10 protein-coding genes and 1 pseudogene are annotated in these 18,026 nt (G+C 43.8%); 5 read left to right on the top strand and 6 right to left on the bottom strand.

The genetic code is table 11. The features are described 5' to 3' along the window. Nucleotides 1-340: 340 nt before the first annotated feature. Nucleotides 341-6,154 (top strand): AAA family ATPase, encoded by a 5,814-nt coding sequence (locus H6F52_RS01960; RefSeq protein ID WP_242033822.1) that lies wholly within the window; start codon nt 341-343, stop codon nt 6,152-6,154. A gap of 237 nt (nt 6,155-6,391) precedes the next feature. Here H6F52_RS01960 and H6F52_RS01955 read toward each other — a convergent pair whose 3' ends face one another. Continuing rightward, on the bottom strand, nt 6,392-7,789 hold the full coding sequence (locus H6F52_RS01955) for a carotenoid oxygenase family protein (protein WP_190531617.1): 1,398 nt from the start codon (nt 7,787-7,789) through the stop codon (nt 6,392-6,394). Nucleotides 7,790-8,184: 395 nt separating this feature from the next. Between H6F52_RS01955 and H6F52_RS01950 the strand changes: the two genes are divergently transcribed. After that, nucleotides 8,185-8,643 (top strand): YbhB/YbcL family Raf kinase inhibitor-like protein, encoded by a 459-nt coding sequence (locus H6F52_RS01950; RefSeq protein ID WP_190531588.1) that lies wholly within the window; start codon nt 8,185-8,187, stop codon nt 8,641-8,643. Nucleotides 8,644-8,747: 104 nt separating this feature from the next. Here the strand turns inward: H6F52_RS01950 and H6F52_RS01945 are convergent, their stop codons facing one another. Beyond that, nucleotides 8,748-9,368 carry a hypothetical protein gene (locus H6F52_RS01945; protein ID WP_190415090.1) on the bottom strand — a complete coding sequence of 207 codons (621 nt, stop codon included), beginning with the start codon at nt 9,366-9,368 and terminating at the stop codon, nt 8,748-8,750. Nucleotides 9,369-9,549: 181 nt separating this feature from the next. Continuing rightward, nucleotides 9,550-9,801: pseudogene (locus tag H6F52_RS26295) on the bottom strand (hypothetical protein). A 146-nt stretch (nt 9,802-9,947) separates the two neighbouring features. Between H6F52_RS26295 and H6F52_RS01935 the strand changes: the two are divergent. Further along, on the top strand, nt 9,948-11,045 hold the full coding sequence (locus H6F52_RS01935) for a tetratricopeptide repeat protein (RefSeq protein WP_347276177.1): 1,098 nt from the start codon (nt 9,948-9,950) through the stop codon (nt 11,043-11,045). A 199-nt stretch (nt 11,046-11,244) separates the two neighbouring features. On the opposite strand, the gene mnmH is transcribed toward H6F52_RS01935, so the two are convergent. After that, nucleotides 11,245-12,423: a tRNA 2-selenouridine(34) synthase MnmH gene (gene mnmH, locus H6F52_RS01930; protein ID WP_190531586.1), complete on the bottom strand. Its 1,179-nt coding sequence runs from the start codon at nt 12,421-12,423 to the stop codon at nt 11,245-11,247. A gap of 106 nt (nt 12,424-12,529) precedes the next feature. Next, on the bottom strand, nt 12,530-13,711 hold the full coding sequence (locus tag H6F52_RS01925) for an aldo/keto reductase (protein WP_190531584.1): 1,182 nt from the start codon (nt 13,709-13,711) through the stop codon (nt 12,530-12,532). A gap of 72 nt (nt 13,712-13,783) precedes the next feature. Here H6F52_RS01925 and H6F52_RS01920 point away from each other — a divergent pair, with 72 nt between their 5' ends. Then, complete coding sequence (locus H6F52_RS01920; RefSeq protein ID WP_190531581.1) at nt 13,784-14,314, top strand: DUF3421 domain-containing protein; 531 nt, start codon at nt 13,784-13,786, stop codon at nt 14,312-14,314. Between the two features lie 157 nt (nt 14,315-14,471). Here H6F52_RS01920 and rpiA read toward each other — a convergent pair whose 3' ends face one another. Beyond that, nucleotides 14,472-15,182, bottom strand: coding sequence for a ribose-5-phosphate isomerase RpiA (gene rpiA, locus H6F52_RS01915; RefSeq protein ID WP_190415094.1), 711 nt, complete (start codon nt 15,180-15,182; stop codon nt 14,472-14,474). A gap of 389 nt (nt 15,183-15,571) precedes the next feature. Between rpiA and H6F52_RS01910 the strand changes: the two genes are divergently transcribed. Next, nucleotides 15,572-17,395: a tetratricopeptide repeat protein gene (locus tag H6F52_RS01910; protein ID WP_206754020.1), complete on the top strand. Its 1,824-nt coding sequence runs from the start codon at nt 15,572-15,574 to the stop codon at nt 17,393-17,395. The last annotated feature ends 631 nt before the right edge of the window (nt 17,396-18,026 follow it).

Here is an 18,026-nt window from a genome sequence, read left to right as displayed (position 1 = left end):
TCGGAAAATCTTTTAAGGTAGTAACTTCTCATACAGACGCGACGTATCGCGTCTGTATCTATCTTGGGATAGATTTTTGATATATAAGATTAACAGTGAGGTATTTTTTTGTTTAAAAGCAGTTTTGCAAATACCATTTCACTGTATGTCTGCAATAGCGCTCTCTAGTGCCTCTACAGCGGCTCGTAAGGGCGGCGATTCGGGAACAGCCGAATCATCGCAGCATCCGAAGCGCGCATCCGCGCCGCTAGGCGATCGCAATAGTAGATGTAGCATTAAAAGAATGAATTAGTAGAAATTTTAGATTTCTTTGACTTTTTAAACAAGAAGGGTAAAAGTGATGGTCTTAATATCAGGATACGAAATTACAAATAAAATCTACGAAGGTACAAGAACTGTTGTTTATCAAGGAAAAAGGCATCAGGATAAAAAATCGCTTGTATTCAAATTAATTAAAAATAATTATCCAAGTCCAAAAGATATTGCCAGGATAAAAAATGAATATGAAATTATTAAAGCTTTAAATGCTAAGGGAGTTGTGAAAACCCTAGGGCTTGAGAATCATAAGAATGGATTTGCGCTAGTTTTAGAAGATTCTGGTGGAGAATCGCTTGATAAAGTTATTGCCGAAAAACCTATAAATTTTAAAATTGTTCTTAAGATAGCAGTTCAGATTTCGGAAATTCTTGGAGAACTTCATTCTCACAATATTCTTCATAAAGATATTAAGCCACACAATATCATTTTCAATCAAGAAACGGAAGAAGTTAACATTATTGATTTTAGCATTGCATCCCGTCTATCCCTAGAGAACCAAACAATCAGCAGTCCCAATTTGATCGAAGGCACGCTTGCCTATATGTCACCAGAGCAAACGGGTCGGATGAATCGTTCTATTGACTACCGTACCGACTTTTATTCTTTAGGTGTAACTCTTTATGAAATGCTCGTGGGGAAGCTGCCATTTGAAACAACCGACGCGATGGAATTAGTTCACTGTCATATTGCCAAACAACCAATCCCTCCTCATGTGTTGGTGCCAGAAATTCCTATCCCTGTTTCTGACATTGTGATGAAGTTACTTACCAAGACAGCTGAAGACAGATACCAAAGCGCTGCTGGTCTAAAATTTGACCTCGAAAATTGTTTAATTCAGCTTGAAACAACAGGAGAAATTGAAGATTTTATCTGCGGTCAGCGCGATCGCGCCAGCCTTCTGCTAATCCCGCAAAAACTCTACGGACGTGAAACAGAAGTAGCTACCTTAATGGATGCTTTTGGGCGAGTTAGCCTTGGAGCAGCTGAGATGATGCTGGTAAGTGGTTACTCAGGAATTGGTAAGACAAGTGTAGTGAATGAAGTCCATAAACCAATTGTGGGAGTACGAGGATATTTTATTAATGGCAAGTTTGACCAGTTCAAGCGAAACATTCCTTATGCTGCTTTAATTCAAGCTTTTTCTGAATTGATGCGACAACTGTTAACTGAAAGTTCGGAACAGATAGACACTTGGAAAGAAAAGCTTAAAGCGGCTTTGGGAGAAAATGGTCAGGTAATTATCGATGTCATTCCCGAAGTAGAACTGATTGTTGGCGAACAACCAGAACTAACACAATTAGGACCATCTGAAGCACAAAACCGATTTAATCGAGTGTTTCAACAATTTATCCGGGTTTTTTGCCAAAAAGAACACCCGCTAGTCTTATTCTTAGATGACTTACAGTGGGCTGATTCTGCATCGCTTAAGTTAATTGAACTGTTAGTAACTGACCCAGATAGCCAGCATCTGTTAACAATTGGAGCATTCCGCGATAACGAAGTTAGTCCAACGCATCCGTTAATCCAAGCGATTGAGAAAATACAGGTTATAGGCGCTGTAGTGAATAATATCACTCTGCGACCTTTAGATAGCGATTGCGTCAGCTTGTTAGTTGAAGATACTCTTCATGAAAATGTATGTACAGAGCGAGGAGAGGCACAAAATCTCGCGTCTCTCCTTTTTAATAAAACTCAAGGCAATCCTTTCTTCTTGACCCAATTAATAAAAACTTTATACGCCGAAAAACTGCTAATTTATAACTTCAGCCAAGGTAGATGGCAGTGGGATATAGAAGAAATTCAAGCAGTTGGAATTACAGACTATAACATTGTTGAATTGATCGCCAGAAATATTCAAAAGTTACCCGATGCAACACAGCAAGTCTTAAAACTGGCTGCTTGTATTGGCAACCAGTTTAATTTAGATGTTTTGGCGATCGTGAATGAAAAAACTCAATCAGCTACAGCAACAGACTTGTGGGATGCACTTCAAACAGGTTTGATTTTGCCTCTAAGCGATGCTTACAAAATTCCATTATCTTTTGACCAATTACAACAGGGAACTTTGGTTCTTGATGATATAAAGATTAGCTATAAGTTTTTACATGACCGGGTACAGCAAGCAGCCTATTCTCTTATACCCGACCTTGAGAAAAAAGCCACTCACCTAAAAATTGGTCAACTGCTGCTAGAAAATACTTCTCCTGAAGAAAGAGAAGAAAATATTTTTGCTCTGGTTAACCAATTAAATTTTGGTACTGAATTACTAAACTGTCAATCCCAAAGAGATGACCTGGCTCATTTTAATCTCATTGCTGGTCAGAAAGCTAGTACAGCGACCGCTTATCAAGCAGCCGTCAATTATCTCAACATCGGTTTGGGACTCTTGGCAGCAGACAGTTGGGTTTGCAACTACGAGCTGACAAATAAACTCTATGTATCAGCAGCAGAAGCAGAATACCTCAACACGAATTTTGAACAATCAAAAATACTAGCTGAAGTAGCGCTTCAAAATGCAAAAACTCTATTAGATAGAGTGAAGATTAATGAAATAAAAATTCAGTATTATATTGCCCAAAATCAGTTGCCAGCAGCCATAGAACTCGGTCAGCAAGTTTTGGAAATGTTGGAAGTGCCCTTAGAACAAGAACCTTCGCAACACCTAAATATTGAGGACTGTTATAACCTTCCAGAAATGACCGACCCTTATAAAATGGCAGCTATGAAGATTTTGATAACAATTTCTCCTCCTGCCTTTATTTCAAGTAGCGCGATCGCATTACCAATTGTCTACACAATGGTCAAGCTGTGTAGCCAATACGGGAATTCGTCCCTAGCTATCTATGGCTATAGCACTTATGGCTTGCTTTTGTGCGGGCCAATGGCAGATATTGATTCCGGATATAAATTTGGCAAACTAGCTTTTCATCTATTAGATAAGCTTTATGCCAAAGAAATTAAATCAAAAATCTACAGTAGCTATTGTGCTTGTATTATACATTGGAAGGAACATATTAAAGAAACAATAGAATTATTGCGACAATCAATTCAAAGTGGGCTAGAAGTCGGTGATATAGAATTTGCTTGTCATTCGGCTCTATTCTACTGCGAACATTCATTTCTAGCTGGCGAATACCTAGAAAATGTTACGCAAAAACAAGCTAACTATATTGAAATGATCGGCAAGTTTAAAAAAGAATTTCAGCTTTACTATGCCAGCATAGGTGGGCAAGTTGTTTCTAATTTAACTGACGACTCATCTAAAAAATCTTATCTATCTGGTAAATATTTTAATGAAACAGAAATGCTACCCCATTTATTGGAAACCAATAATTTACAATCTGTATTTGCTGTATATTTTTATAAATTGATGCTGGCTTATTTGTTTAAAGATTACGATAAAGCAATTGAAAATGCTAGAGCAGCATCGCAGCATACTCAACCTATCACAGCCCTAATAGTATTTGTTGAATATAATCTCTACTATTCTTTAGCCCTCCTTGCCCAGTACCCTAACCTTACAGCCACAGAGCAACAGGAATACATAGCTATTGTGGCGAATAATCAGGAAAAAATGCAGCAATGGGCAACTCATGCCCCGACAAATTCTCAACATAAGTATGAGTTAATACAGGCAGAGATTTACCGAGTTTCAGGTCAAACGCTCAAAGCAATGGAGTATTATGACCGAGCGATAAATGGAGCAAGAATTCAGGGATATATCCAAGAAGAAGCGCTAGCTTATGAGCGGGCGGCTGAATTCTATCTAACTCTGGGAAGAGAGAAAATCGCTAGAGATCATATGAGTGAAGCATATTATGGCTATGTTCGTTGGGGAGCAACCGCCAAAGTTAAAGAGTTGGAAATAGAGTATCCATACTTAATTTCCCAGATGCAATCAACAGAGCCGAATTCGAGTGAAGATACTGCCACAACCTCAAAAATGACTACTAGTGGTGAAGTTTCAGTGCTGGATTTAGCCACAGTGATGAAAGCATCTCTGGCGATTTCTGGAGAAATTGTGCTGGATAAGTTGCTCGCTTCCTTAATGAAAGTATCTATTGAAAATGCTGGGGCGATAAAAGGTTTTCTCGTCTTACCGAAAAATGGAAAATTGTTGATTGAAGCTGCTGCCTCAATAGATTCATTAGAAGTAGTTGTGCAGCAATGTGTCCCAATGGAAACTAGCCAAGATTTACCCGTAACGGTAATCAATTATGTAGCGAGAACTCGTTCTGATGTGGTTTTAGAAAATGCAGCTTGGGAGGGAAGATTTACAAATGATACCTATATTCAAAATCAGGAATTGAAATCAGTCTTATGTATTCCTATCATTAATAGCGGTAGGCTTATTGCTATTCTTTACTTGGAAAATAATTTAACGGTTGGGGCATTTACTCCTAATCGAATGGAAGTCCTAAAGCTGCTATCTTCTCAAGCAGCTATTTCTCTAGAAAATGCTCTACTTTACACTAATTTAGCTACAGCTAACGAGCAACTAGAAGATTATTCGCGTACTTTAGAACACCGAGTACAGGAGCGTACGCGAGAATTAAAACTAAAAGAAGCTAGGCTTGCAGAAGCTCAAAGACTGGCACATCTAGGTAGCTGGCAATTTGATATAGAAACGCAAGAAGTTAATTGGAGCGATGAACTATTCCGGATTTTTGGTCTCCACCCCGAACAACCTGAACCCACTTTCAGGGAACATGAAAACCTGATTCATCCAGATGACGTTGACTTATGGTTAAAATCAGTAGACCTAGCAATTGAAAGAGGGAAGGCTTATGAGTTGGAGTTGAGAATCTTTCGCCCAGATAGTTCTATTAGATATATTTTTGTCAAGGGGGAACCTACTTGCAATGCTTCTGGTAAGGTGACTAAGTTATTAGGGACAGCACTAGATATTACCGACCGCAAGCTAGCCGAGTTGGCACAACAACAATCAGAAGCACAATTGAGAGAACAAGCGAAAAAGTTAGAATTGACTTTACGCGAACTACAACAAACTCAATCCCAACTCATTCAAACTGAAAAGATGTCTAGTTTGGGACAGATGATTGCTGGAATTGCTCACGAAATTAATAACCCTGTCAACTTTATCTATGGCAATATTGACTATGCCAATAACTATATCCAAGACCTGCTTGCTTTGATTGGCGTCTATCAGCAGGAGTATCAAAATCCTACACCTGCGATTCAGAAGGCGATGTCAGAAATCGAGTTGGATTTTGTGGTAGAAGACTTGCAAAAACTTTTTGATTCCATGAAAGTAGGGGCAGAGCGCATCAGAGATATTGTCCTTAGCTTGCGGAATTTTTCACGGCTGGATCAAGCTGAAATGAAACCAGTTGATATCCATGAGGGCATCGAATCTACTTTGCTGATTTTGCAGCATCGGCTCAAGAAAGATAGTTTGCATTCTGGTATTGAAGTAATCAAAAATTACGGTCAACTGCCACGAATTTTTTGTTACGCTTCTGAGCTAAATCAGGTATTTATGAATCTTCTAAGTAATGCAATCGATGCTTTAGAGGAAATAAGAAACTCTGGAGAAGTATCTGATAAAAAGCCTACTATTAGTATTTACACAGAAATGGCTTCTTCTAATTCAGTCAGAATTAGAATTGCTGACAATGGATCGGGAATGACTGAGGATGTAAAAAAGAAAATATTTGACCCATTTTTTACGACCAAGCCTGTAGGTTCTGGTACTGGTTTGGGATTATCGATTAGCTACCAGATCGTGGTAGACAAACACAATGGAAAGCTCAGTTGTGTTTCTTCTTCAGGTCTTGGTACTGAATTTATCATTGAGATGCCGATAAGTCAGTAACCATTGCCAATGCAGTTTGTCGGAATATCCAGGATGCAATATCAACAGAGCGATCGCGCTTTACAACTCTTCGGGATTAATTTCTCGTTCTCGCAGCAGCGTTCCTCATTTGATAGCTGGCGCGGTATCGATTGCTAGTTTTTGTATCATATTGCGATGCCTGGAGCTTAGGGTGGTTTTAGTTGTAGCGATCGCATCTTTGACGATTTCAAAAATGCGATCGCATCTCACCACAAATTAGACAGAAGCGCTTAACTGTTCCTCAGAAACCCATGCACCGTGGAAACCGTAAGGCACCCGCTGGGGGATGAGGACACGCGCTACTGGTTCAGATGTCACGTCTTGGGCATTTACGACCACCAGTTCCGAAGTGTCTGCTTCATCGTCGTGGACAAAAGTCATTAGCCAACCGTCATCCTCAGCAGTCGCATCGGGACGAGGAACAAATACCGCTTCGCCACCATAGCGTCCCCGTCCGAATTCGTGAGTTTCGGACTTACCATTCTTAAAGTCATACTTGATGACCCCTTCAAACAGAGGCATAGGATTATTTGCCATCTTTGCGGTATAACCGTAGCGCATCGGTCGTCCCATTCGCTGTTCGTTCAGGCGGGGGAAATCTGATGGCGCATCGTCCAGCATTTCCTCTTTTACGGTACCCGTGCTGAGGTTAAAGCGCCATTGGTACAAACGACCCGCGTCTCCCTCATTTTCACCAGGGGTCATATCAGTCGTTAAAACACTGGTGGAACTCATGCGACAAGCGACAAGCACTACTTCATCTCCCTCCTCGTAGGCATTGAGAGTATGGAAGACGTAGCAGGGGGGACTTTCAAACCAGCGGATGTTGCTGTTATCGCCATGACGGGGGACAATCCCGAAACGACTAGGGCGATCGCGCTCAAACATCAATGGTGGTTTACCCTGCTGCATTCGTACCATGCTGAAGGTTAGCGGCAGATCCATAAAAATCGTGTAGTGTTCGGTGATGGCAAAATCGTGCATCATCACTCCCATCGGCAAGTCGATGGGAACGGTTCGCAACAGCTCACCCTTCGCTGAAACGACGCTGTATTTTAGGTACGGTGGGGCAAACGAGTAGCCAAAAAACATCATCTCCCCCGTTTCAGCGTCTACCTTGGGATGAGCGGTAAAGGCAGAAACCAGCTTGCTATTGTAAGTGTAAGCACCTGATGTCTCTAAACTGGGAACTTCGATCGCGTGAGGTTCGCCTCCTTCCCAAAGCGCTAGCAGCCGCCCATCGTGCCACACTAGAGCCGTGTTAGCGGTATTTTTAGGAAAATTGTAGGGATTGTTGCCTCGTGACGGTTCCATCAAACCCGTCCAAATCGCCTTACCTGCTTCCCGCTCAATATTAAATCCCCGCGTCCGGATATAACGGTTGCGATATTGAGCTTTGCCGTTATTTATTCGCACTCCATGCAACATTCCGTCCCCATCAAACCAGTGATAGTTGCCGATAGGTGGGAATTGAGGATTGGGGCCATTCCGCACAAACATCCCGGATAAATCGGGAGGTAGTTCGCCGATTACTTTCAGATTGGTGGGTGTGATTTCTTCCCGTACTGGCGCAAAGTTGCCATCTAGATAGGGATTGACTGCGGTTGTGGTCATGCGTTGTGCTGAATCGATTGTCTTATCTATATTTATTTTGATTGAGCGATCGCGATCGCGTCTCACACTATGGTTGTGGAAACAAGCCAGATGAAGTGGTTGGGGTGGATTCGCAAAGTTTAGAGGAGGATGCGATCGCATCCTCCTCTCGTTCTCTCTATATGGAATGGATGAATACGAACAACTTTTACCCTAAACCACTAAAGCCATCGTGATTGACTACCAGTAAATCGCAAAATATTTCTGTGGCTAAGCCTATTGGTTGAAGAATTACCCTGTGCCAAAACGCTAATCTACTGGCATTAGCAGGACTACCGCCAAGCGCTTAGAGTTCTGCAAGTAAGAACGATTCGCCAATCACCCCTATCAATCGTCAATCTCTGACACTAAAGACGATGAAACTTGAGAGTACGGCTTTTACTGAAAACAGTGTAATTCCGTCTAAGTACACCTGCGACGGCGCAAATATTTCTCCCTCTCTTAGCTGGAATTCCCCGCCAGAGGGTACTCAGAGCCTTGCTTTAATCGTTGACGATCCGGATGCGCCTGGAGACATTTTTGTCCATTGGGTTCTCTACGATCTCCCACCTGAAATTCGCCATCTACCTGGCGGCATTCCCAGCGAAGCAAACCTCGGTGAGGGGGGCGTCCAAGGTAAAAATGATTTTGGCAATTTAGGTTATGGTGGCCCTTGCCCGCCTAGTGGTACGCATCGGTACTTTTTCAAACTCTACGCACTCGATCGACTGTTAGATTTAGCAGCGGGTGCCACTAAAAACAAGGTAGAAGCGGCAATGAATGGTCATATTCTGGCAGCAGCAGAACTCATTGGACGCTACAGTCGCCAGAGATAATCTTGCGGCAGTTCACAATTAATCTACAAAAAAAACACCTTTTCAAAGGTGTTTTTACTGGTGGCTAAAATAAGCCTGCAAATTTGATTTTGAGTCATCAATTCTTATGTGTGATGCCGAGGAGTCCGGGCACCCATAGATGAGCCAATCAGCGATGCTGCTAAACCTAGCAGAGAACCAATTGTAAACGACCAACCTGCCTTCGCTGTGGCACCCGCAATATCACGAGTTTGTTGAGCCGTTACATTAGGCGCGTCGTTGGGTACGTTCACTGCACCTTGTTGCGCTTGATTGACGATTTCCCCAGCATTCGCACCTACAATACCGAATGCGCCTGAGATTCCACTTGCCAACAACCAGGAACTCAATGCCAAAGTTGTCGCCCAAAGAATGGCTCCATTTAACATTGCTGTATTCCGGTTCATCGGACCACTGGCACGGGCTGCTACCCAACTACCCACCAAAAGGGAAATAAACAAAGAGATAATAGACCAAATTCCGACCGCTCTGCCAACATCATCGGCATAGGTTCTAGGTGCGCCGGAACCGGAAATATTAGTAGCACCAATTGCGGCTCCTAAAGCACTCAGAATTAACTGAGTAGCTAAAGCAGTAACAATACCGGCAAAAATGGGACCCCACCTTACACGATCGTGGTACTCAACAATTTGATTGCCAGCAGTTGGCTCAATAACAACCCTGTCTTCTCGATTTGTGTATGACATTGCTCACCGCTCTTCCTGTTTCTATTTTTTATAGAGCTACTTTCTTCTAACTTTCACCCTTGAGTTATACTTTATACTGGTATTTTTCTGGGTATATCTATCAGTAGGAATAATCAGGATATCTATCGATAGAAATATGTGTTCTATTTAAGTGAAAAGCGCGATCGCAATTATTAATAAATTAGTAGAGCTTTACGGCTGTTTCAGTGACAGTAATGAGCAATAAAAAGCCAGGCTGGTCACTCTGCTATCACACCCCGTTCTGCTCAAAAACTACAGACATATAATTGCCATTCCGTCAGCCGATAATATCCCCAACCCCAGCCAAAAAAAACCACAGGTCACGACTAGCCGAGACGCCTTCAGCGGTGATAATTGCTAAATACGCTTTTAACACAGCTTTGTGAACGACATCAGTTGTTGTTACAATCATTAACTGTCCTCGTCAAAATTTCTTTTTAGACAAATTTGGGGTGTAGACGAGGTAAAGCTCATCCCTCTGCTGTGTTTAGCCATTCTGGATTCATGCTTCCGGAATAGAAACACTGAGCCATTGTAGAAACTCAAGATAAATCGACCGTGCAAAAACAGACTTTCTTAGTAGCCAGTCTCTTGTTGGTGCCAGCGATCGCTACCATCAAAATGCCAGTTGTCCAAGCGGCTCCACTGGTAGCTCAAGGCAACCAACAGCAGGTGAGCGAACTGCTGCGGCAGGGGCGTAAGTTGGTGGATACGGGAGATATTGCCAGAGCCTTGACAATTTATCAACAAGCTGCGGATCTCGATCGCGAAAATGCCCGTATTTTCTCCGCCATCGGCTATTTACAAGCAGTTCAGGGCAACTACCGAGAAGCCGCTAAAGCTTATCAACAGGCTGTCACTCTGGAACCGAAGAATGCTGATTTTCAGTATGCATTGGGGTACGCTCTCGCGAATCTTGGAGACAATGCCAGTGCCGCAGCCGCCTACCAGCGTGCTGCCCAGATCGACAACAAGAACCTGAATGCCTATCTAGGATTAGGGGTGGTATTACAGCGTCTAAAAGATTATCAAGGCGCAATGCAAGCCTATGAAACTGCCCTCCAGCTCGATCCGAAAAATCTACAAGCTTATGAATTTATCGGCTCCGCCTTCCTGAAGCAGGGGCGTCCCGCAGAAGCGATTCAAGCGCTCCAACAGGCTGTTGCTCTCGCCCCAAATGACAGCGGCGTGCAGTTGAACTTGGGAGACGCCTACATGAAGCAAGGCAACGTCACGGCTGGGATGGCGGCTTTAGAACGGGCAGCCAAGATTGAACCTCGCAATGCTCAGATTAGCCTCCAAATTGGCAAAATTTTGCAAACCGGGAATAATCTGGATGATGCCTTAAAGGCTTATCAACAGGCAGTGAAGATCAAACCCGATCTCGTGGAAGCTCAGACAGCGATCGCTGATATTTTGCTGAAGCAGCAGGACTACCTAATGGCAATTGTTGCGTATCGGCGGCTGGTAGAAATGTCGCCGGAAAATGCCCAAGCTTACTACAATCTGGGAGTGGCGTTGAGAAAGCGAGAAAGGGTACCGGAAGCGATCGCAGCTTTTGAGCAAGCCCGCGACCTTTACCAGCGTCAAGGTCAGAAGGAAGGCTCTCAGAGAGCGACTTCCGCCCTTAGAGAGCTTCAAAAAGACAAAGGCTAAGGGCAAATGGCGAATAACTGATGGATAGTTTCTTAAAAACTTATTAAGAGTCTCGGCTTGTGGAAATTTCTGCGGATAAGTTGGACTGCAAGATACCTCCTAACTGCGTCCTCAGCCCCATTGATGTTAGAACAATTTAGAACATCTAATGGGGCTTCCGTATTTTCAATTTTGATTTTCGACTTTAGATTTTGGATGATTAGGCTGGGGTTGAGCAACGGATAGATTTTGGTTGTTCGCTCGTAGAACTTGCGCTTAAATCTAAAATTTTGACCAAAGCATCAACACTCGCATCCGATAAATCCGCCAGGGAAACCACCCGCTCTAAATTAGGAAAGCAGCGACGGATAGCATGGTTGTAGCTCGGATCGTAGTGGCACTCTAGCAAATCTCTCACCAATCTTTCCCACTGTTGGGTATCAATGAGCTGGTACCATTCTTGGAGTTTTTCCCAGCCATAGCGAGATTTCAGTCTGTGCAGCTTCGCTTTCAAAACCTCTGGATGGGCCATTAAGTGAGGATATTCCTGCAAAAGCCACTGAATTCTAGCTTCTACAGGCATCTCAATTTCTACACAGCTTGCTTGTTTCATTTGCTGCCAAAGAGATGGGGGCACATAAATCCGCCCAATTTTATTACTCTCCGCTTCCACCCACACGGGAAAGTTGGGATCGAGGCTTTGCAACTGTTGCAGTAGCAGGGATTCAAAGTGTTTTTGGGATGGTTGAGGCTGGGGATGGGTTATCGGTAATTTCCTCTCAGCTCCAGATGCGATCGCCCTTGTTTCTAGAAGCTGCTCCTCAACGCCACTCCCACTCTCCCACTCTTCACCCAGGAGAGAACCGCGATGGTTTGCCAAACCTTCCAGATCCAGCACCTGAATGCCAAACTCAGCCAGACGGCGCAAAATGTGGGTTTTACCGCTACCAGTCATTCCAGATAATATCCGGAAGTTAAAGCGTTCTGGAAGGGCTTGCAGTTGCTCGCGTACCAAGGAACGATAGGTTTTGTAGCCACCTTCGAGGACAGTGACTTGCCAACCAATTTGACTCAAAACGGTTGCCAAACTGTTAGAACGTTGTCCTCCCCGCCAGCAGTACACGAGGGGATGATAGTCTTTGTCTTTTTCAGCAAAGTGATGGGTGAGGTGACGGGAAATATTTTGAGCAACTAAGGTCGCTCCTAGTTTACGGGCAGTGAAAGGACAAACTTGTTTATAGAGCGTTCCGACTTTAGCGCGTTCCTCGTCATCCAAAACGGGCAGGTTAATGGCACCGGGTATCCGATCTTCAGCGAATTCGCTGGGTGAGCGGACATCAATAATTTCGCTGTAAGTTTCTGTCCCAGATAGCTGAGTATAATTGGGCGATCGCGGCATTGTTAAATATGAATGGCTAATTGCTGATGGCTAATTGAAGGATTGTTCAAGAGCCACTTTTCGATTAGCCACTCTTTGATTAGCCATTACCCCAACTCATACCATTTTAGGTTTGGGATAAGCGTTTGAGGGTTTGACCGCCTAGCAGTCGGTCAGTTTCTTCCAGCAATGCGGGAATTTTGTCGGCGTGGGGACTATGGGTAAGACATTGGCGGAGGTCTAGTTCTCGAACCCGATCCGCTTTGGCTCCAGGAAACCAGTGGCTGGCGTTGCCCAGCAGGTTGTAGCGCATTTTAGCGTACTCGATCATATCGTAGGCGATCGCTAAATTTCTTAGCCACAAAATCACCTGTATATTTAGTCCCCCCGGCGTTGCTTCTGGCTTTGGTAAACCAACGTGCCAAGTTTTTACCCAGTCTTCCCCTAAGGTAGCGATCGCTTCTTTCTCCAGGCGATGCAGAATTGGCAACAAAACCGCCTCTGCATTCTCCAACAGCGGCAAGGTCTTCAAGTGTTCGTCAAAGTCCTCTGGTCGTGACGCCCCCACACTAAGAGTATGCACCTGCGGATGACTCAGGCAGAACAAATCGTTAAACACGATTGGGCTGAGGGGATAGCACAAATCCACCAATTTTTGTGGCGGTTTAAACAGCATTCCTCCTTTCTCTGAAGGACTGATAATAAAAACGCCCATATCGTGCCGAGAAGCTGCCTCAATGGCAGACCAGTTGAATTGATTGATGTAGTACCAGTGCAGGTTAACGTAGTCAAACTGGTTCGTCTCAATCGCCTTCACAATTACATCACTTGGCCCGTGCGTCGAGAAGCCAATAAACCGAACTTTGCCTCGATCTTGTAGCTGTCGCGCTACTTCCAAACAGCCGCCCGGTTTAATGCTGTCGTGCAGCAACTCATCGGTATTGACACCGTGTAGCGACAGCAAATCAACGTAATCTAGCTTTAAGTAAGCTAGGGACTTCTCAAATTCTTGGCGAAATTCTTTAGCGTCCGCTTTAGGGCTGATTTTCGTCTGGACAATCAGTTTTTCGCGGGGAAAAGTCGGCAAAATTCGCCCTAACTGCATCTCAGAGGTGCCGTAGCCACGAGCAGTTTCAATATGATTGATTCCGACTTCTAAGGCTCGGCGAATCGTTGCTTCTACATTCCGTTGATTATCGCGAGGAATTCTCCATCCGGGGACATCCTGCCACTTAAACTGATAGCGCATCCCCCCACAAGAAAACACGGGCATTTGTAATTCTGTACGCCCAAATCGCCGATACTGCATCTTTCTAAATACATAAGAAAACTGCTGAATTGTGCTTGTAGTTAAGCACAACTATTTTTAGGGTAATTGACGATGCTTGCAAACGTTGTTCGTGCTACCTTGCTATCTTTTTTACCAGCTACCTTGCTTCTGACATCGAGTTCTGCGATTCTGGCTCAGAATAACTCTGGTTCTGAAGCCTTAAATTGGGTAGGTGCATCGAATGGAGACATCCCCCCCAATGCCGTGGTTGGTGGATCTGAATCGGGGCGTCGTTTGTACATCTGTCGCGCCGAATATAACGGTGGCGTGCATCCGGGAAAAGTTGTTGCCAACAATTGTAATTTTGGTTGGGGTGGAGAGGAAATTCTCGCCCCTTTCTATGAAGTTTTAACCGCGCCGCGAAACGCTCGGATTGCTTGGATAGAAGCATCGAACGGACGGGTGCCAGCAGGTGCGATCGCGGGTGGGATAGAAGCAGATCGAGATCTATTTATCTGTCGGGCTTCTCACAATAAAGGCGTTCATCCCGGAAAAATTGTCGCTAGCAATTGCAATATCAGTTGGGGAGGACAGGAAATTCTCAAGCGCAACTATCAGGTAGCCGTGCTGAGAAATCGTTAAAAATCTGAGTTTAAGCTGGTGCGATCGCTACAGTTGCACGTAAACCCAAAAACCCCGGAAACCAGGATAGGGTCGGATTTTGTCTCGCACGGAAAAAGAGACAAAATCCAGGTAGAGAGCAGATTAGTAATTTTGCTTGGAGAATCGCAAACGAAGATTAAGCTTCTCGCACAATGGGCTTCCCATCTACCACTTCGCCCACTAAAACTAAATCTGTGACGCCCACAAATAAACCATTTTCCAAAACGCCAGGAATATTATTAAGCGTCTTTTCCAGTTCTCCAGGATTATCGAGGGTGTCAAACTTTACATCAATGACCAGATTGCCTTGATCGGTAACAACGGGACCCGCTTTTTTGACGCCCATCCGTAGTTCTGGCTTCCCGCCTAGCTTTTCGATCGCCCGCATCACGGGTGTTATCGCCATCGGAATTACCTCTACTGGCACGCGGAAGGTGGAACCCAGTTTGTCAACGAGCTTGGAACTATCGACCACGACAATAAACTGCTCTGCCAAACAATCTACTATCTTTTCCTGGGTGTGGGCAGCACCGCCCCCTTTAATCAAATTGTGCTGCGGATCGACTTCATCGGCTCCATCAATGGCAATATCAATCCGATCGGCTTCATCCAAGGTGGTTAAGGGAATTCCGTACTGTTTAGCTAGCACGGATGCCTGAAATGAGGTGGGGATGCCTTTGATGTCTTTGAGGTCGCCGGACTTCAAGCGATCGCCCAAAGATTCAATTGCATAAGCAGTCGTCGATCCGGTGCCCAGTCCCACTATCATCCCCGACTGGACGCGGGCGGCGGCGGCTTTCCCGACTTCCTGCTTCATCACCTTAACGGGATCTTGTTCTGCACTCATTCTTAAAACTCCTGGCGATATTGACAACTTAGCTCTGTAGGCTAGGATCGCTTAGCAATACTACTCGGTTCACTTCTCTCCATTGCCTCTCTACCTCTGCCTAAACCACTTCTAAAAGACGAGTGTTTTTAGCGATGAGGAGAGTCCAACCCCCCTTCTCTCCGCGGGAAGGGGGGTGTGAGGGGTTTGCTCCGCTCCGAAAAGTATGCGATCGCGTAAACCTAAACCAACTCAGCTGCAACAGTCAGTCTACTATCTGGAGTTCCCTTCCTATGACTCAGGGTGAAAATTTTTCTCAGGAAGATTATCAACACGACTCAAATCTGACTCCAGAAGCACACCATCAAAAAATTCAGGATGAGCAAACAAGCACTACACGCAAAGCCTTATTGCTGTTTGAAGAAGGATTAAAATTAGCTGAAGCAGGAAAGTATAAAGAGGCTGTTGCTCATTATCAAGAGGCTTTAGGTCTTCAACCCGATTCTGATAAAATTTTATACAACTATGGACTTTCTTTATTTCATTTAAGCCGCTACAACGAAGCTGTTAGTTGCTACGACAAAGCTATAAAGTTAAATCTAGATTATTCCGAAGCTTGGAGCGATCGCGCCCATGCACTGATCATGTTAAATCGTGGGAAAGAAGCACTAGCGAGTTGCGAACAGGCTTTGCAAATTCAACCAGAATCTTATCAAGCCTGGTACAAGCGAGGCTGGGTGCTGAGTAAGTTAAATCGCCGCAAAGAAGCGATCGCTAGCTGCGATAAAGCTTTAGAGATTAATCCAAACGGCTATGAAGCCTGGTGTACCCGTGGGGCTGTGCTACCTTTACCAAAACGCCGCCAAGAAGCTCTTTGCAATTTTGAAAAATCTTTGGAAATCAATCCAGCCTATCAGCGAGCTTGGTACAATCGGGGTTCATTACTGGTAAATTTAGGGCGGAATGAAGAAGCACTGGCTAGCTTTGAAAAAGCTACTATAATTCAACCAGATTGTCAAGAATTTTGGTTTCCTCAAGCCTGGTATGGTCGAGGCTTTATCCTGGCAAAATTACATCGCTATCAAGAAGCGATCGCTAGCTTTGAAAAAGCCTTACAGCTTAAGCCAGAATATGCATCGGCTGCGTTTTATAAACTCATCTGCTTGCTCATAACAGGTAAGATTTTTCAGCATTTATTAAATTCCGAAAAAAGAAATTACCTATTTAACGACCTAAAAAATATTGTCAATGCATTTAAGTATCAGTTTTTATTTGTTGCAACATTTATTTTTATCATCAGTTCTGCTCAATCGCCTTGGGCAACAAATTTTAAGCAGATGTTTTCTACTTTATTTTCAGTTGCAATTATTTGGTTTATCTTAGGGGATATTTGGAAAAACAAGTCCCAATTAAGTTGGGTATTAGCAATTTATTTTAAAAGTGGGATTTTAAGTTATGTCCGAGCAGCTTTTATTCTTTTTGTTACCTTAACGACATTTGCAGTAATAAACCCATACGTCCCTCAATTTATGCAATGGGGATGGGCTAGTGCAGTTTTCGGAAATTCTGGAAATATTATATTTCAACCGTTTGATACTATTAAAAGTATTCAACCTCCACCATCAGAGGATATTAATTCTCAACTTCCCAATCCCAGTGAAAGCTTACCACCCGATGAAAAAGTTGTAACTCAACCCAAGCAATCACCCGATGAAAAAGTTGGAACCGATGAAAAAGTTGTAACTCAACCCAAGCAATCACCCAATGCAAATGTTGCAACTCAACCTCGCCCGATACCCAATGAAAAGGCTGCAAATAAGACTTATAAAGCAGTACCGACAAACAGTACGACTCAGAAACCCCCTTTTGATTACACAAAAGTTTTGATGGTTGTTTTTTGGATATGTTTAATTTTAATGGTTCCGTTTTGGGCTGGATTGGAGGAAAAGATTTTTCGTCAAGGTGCTAACACCTGGAAGCAGATAATCGGGAATTCTACAGCTTTTGGTTTAGTCCATATCACCGTAGGAATTCCTATTTATGCAGGTTTTCTGCTGATTATTCCAGGTTTCTTATTTGCTTGTCGCTATAAATTTGTACATGACCAGTCTTTCAAAAAAAATAATAATGAAGAAATAGCTCAGGAAGCAGGAGTTCAGGCAAGTACAGCCGATCATGCAATCTACAATGCAATCCTGATCACTTTCTTGGTTTTCGTAATGTTAACTACATAATTCAGATAAGGATGCGATCGCATCCTCTCTTCTCCTGTCACTCACCTAATACCGCGCCAGCACTATTCCCTTCATGGAAGCGATGCACTAAGCTAGCACTTCCAGCAGTAGGGGCGAAGGTTGTATCCGTCTGTCCACAACAGACTTCTTGACTTACAACGCATAGCCGACGACTGTAAGCGCAGCCAAATAACCTTTGCCTGTCCTTCAAACAAAGTCCGCGCAGGCAGACGATATAGCAGTTCTCATTAAGAGTGCAATCCACTCGGAACCTTACCCCATGCCTGTTTCCGCTTTTCGGTGAAAGGCAGCAGGATCAAACTTTACTGCATCCAAACAAGAATCCCTATATATAAAGATTCACTGAAGCAGGCTTAGTTTGTATAGCTCTAAGCTTGAGTCTGTTAGCATGAGCGAAGCATCTGGGAAAGAGCGACACGTTAGCGATTCCCTGTCGTGATAGCTTCGCTTCACGCGCAGCATGAAGCGAACTTATGGCGGTTCTCTCTCCTAGTGTGCCGATTTACAAGAAACCTCCCTGTACTAAATGAAACTTTTGAGTGCCTATATCAAGGTATTGCCCGATTACGGCATGATTTTGTAGGAACATCTCCTGTGGGTTCGCAGAGGA

The sequence above is a fragment of the Coleofasciculus sp. FACHB-542 genome, from assembly GCF_014695825.1.
GTDB lineage: Bacteria > Cyanobacteriota > Cyanobacteriia > Cyanobacteriales > FACHB-T130 > FACHB-T130.
The sequence above is the reverse complement of the archived record's forward strand: the minus strand, read 5'-3'. Positions and strand labels throughout refer to the sequence as shown.

What these genes read in the sequence shown, in the direction of transcription:
- mnmH (WP_190531586.1), bottom strand. Translation starts at nt 12,423, where the DNA reads ATGCCGCGATCGCCCAATTATACTCAGCTATCTGGGACAGAAACTTAC.
- rpiA (WP_190415094.1), bottom strand. Translation starts at nt 15,182, where the DNA reads ATGAGTGCAGAACAAGATCCCGTTAAGGTGATGAAGCAGGAAGTCGGG.
- H6F52_RS01925 (WP_190531584.1), bottom strand. Translation starts at nt 13,711, where the DNA reads ATGCAGTATCGGCGATTTGGGCGTACAGAATTACAAATGCCCGTGTTT.
- H6F52_RS01945 (WP_190415090.1), bottom strand. Translation starts at nt 9,368, where the DNA reads ATGTCATACACAAATCGAGAAGACAGGGTTGTTATTGAGCCAACTGCT.
- H6F52_RS01960 (WP_242033822.1), top strand. Translation starts at nt 341, where the DNA reads ATGGTCTTAATATCAGGATACGAAATTACAAATAAAATCTACGAAGGT.
- H6F52_RS01920 (WP_190531581.1), top strand. Translation starts at nt 13,784, where the DNA reads ATGCTTGCAAACGTTGTTCGTGCTACCTTGCTATCTTTTTTACCAGCT.
- H6F52_RS01955 (WP_190531617.1), bottom strand. Translation starts at nt 7,789, where the DNA reads ATGACCACAACCGCAGTCAATCCCTATCTAGATGGCAACTTTGCGCCA.
- H6F52_RS01950 (WP_190531588.1), top strand. Translation starts at nt 8,185, where the DNA reads ATGAAACTTGAGAGTACGGCTTTTACTGAAAACAGTGTAATTCCGTCT.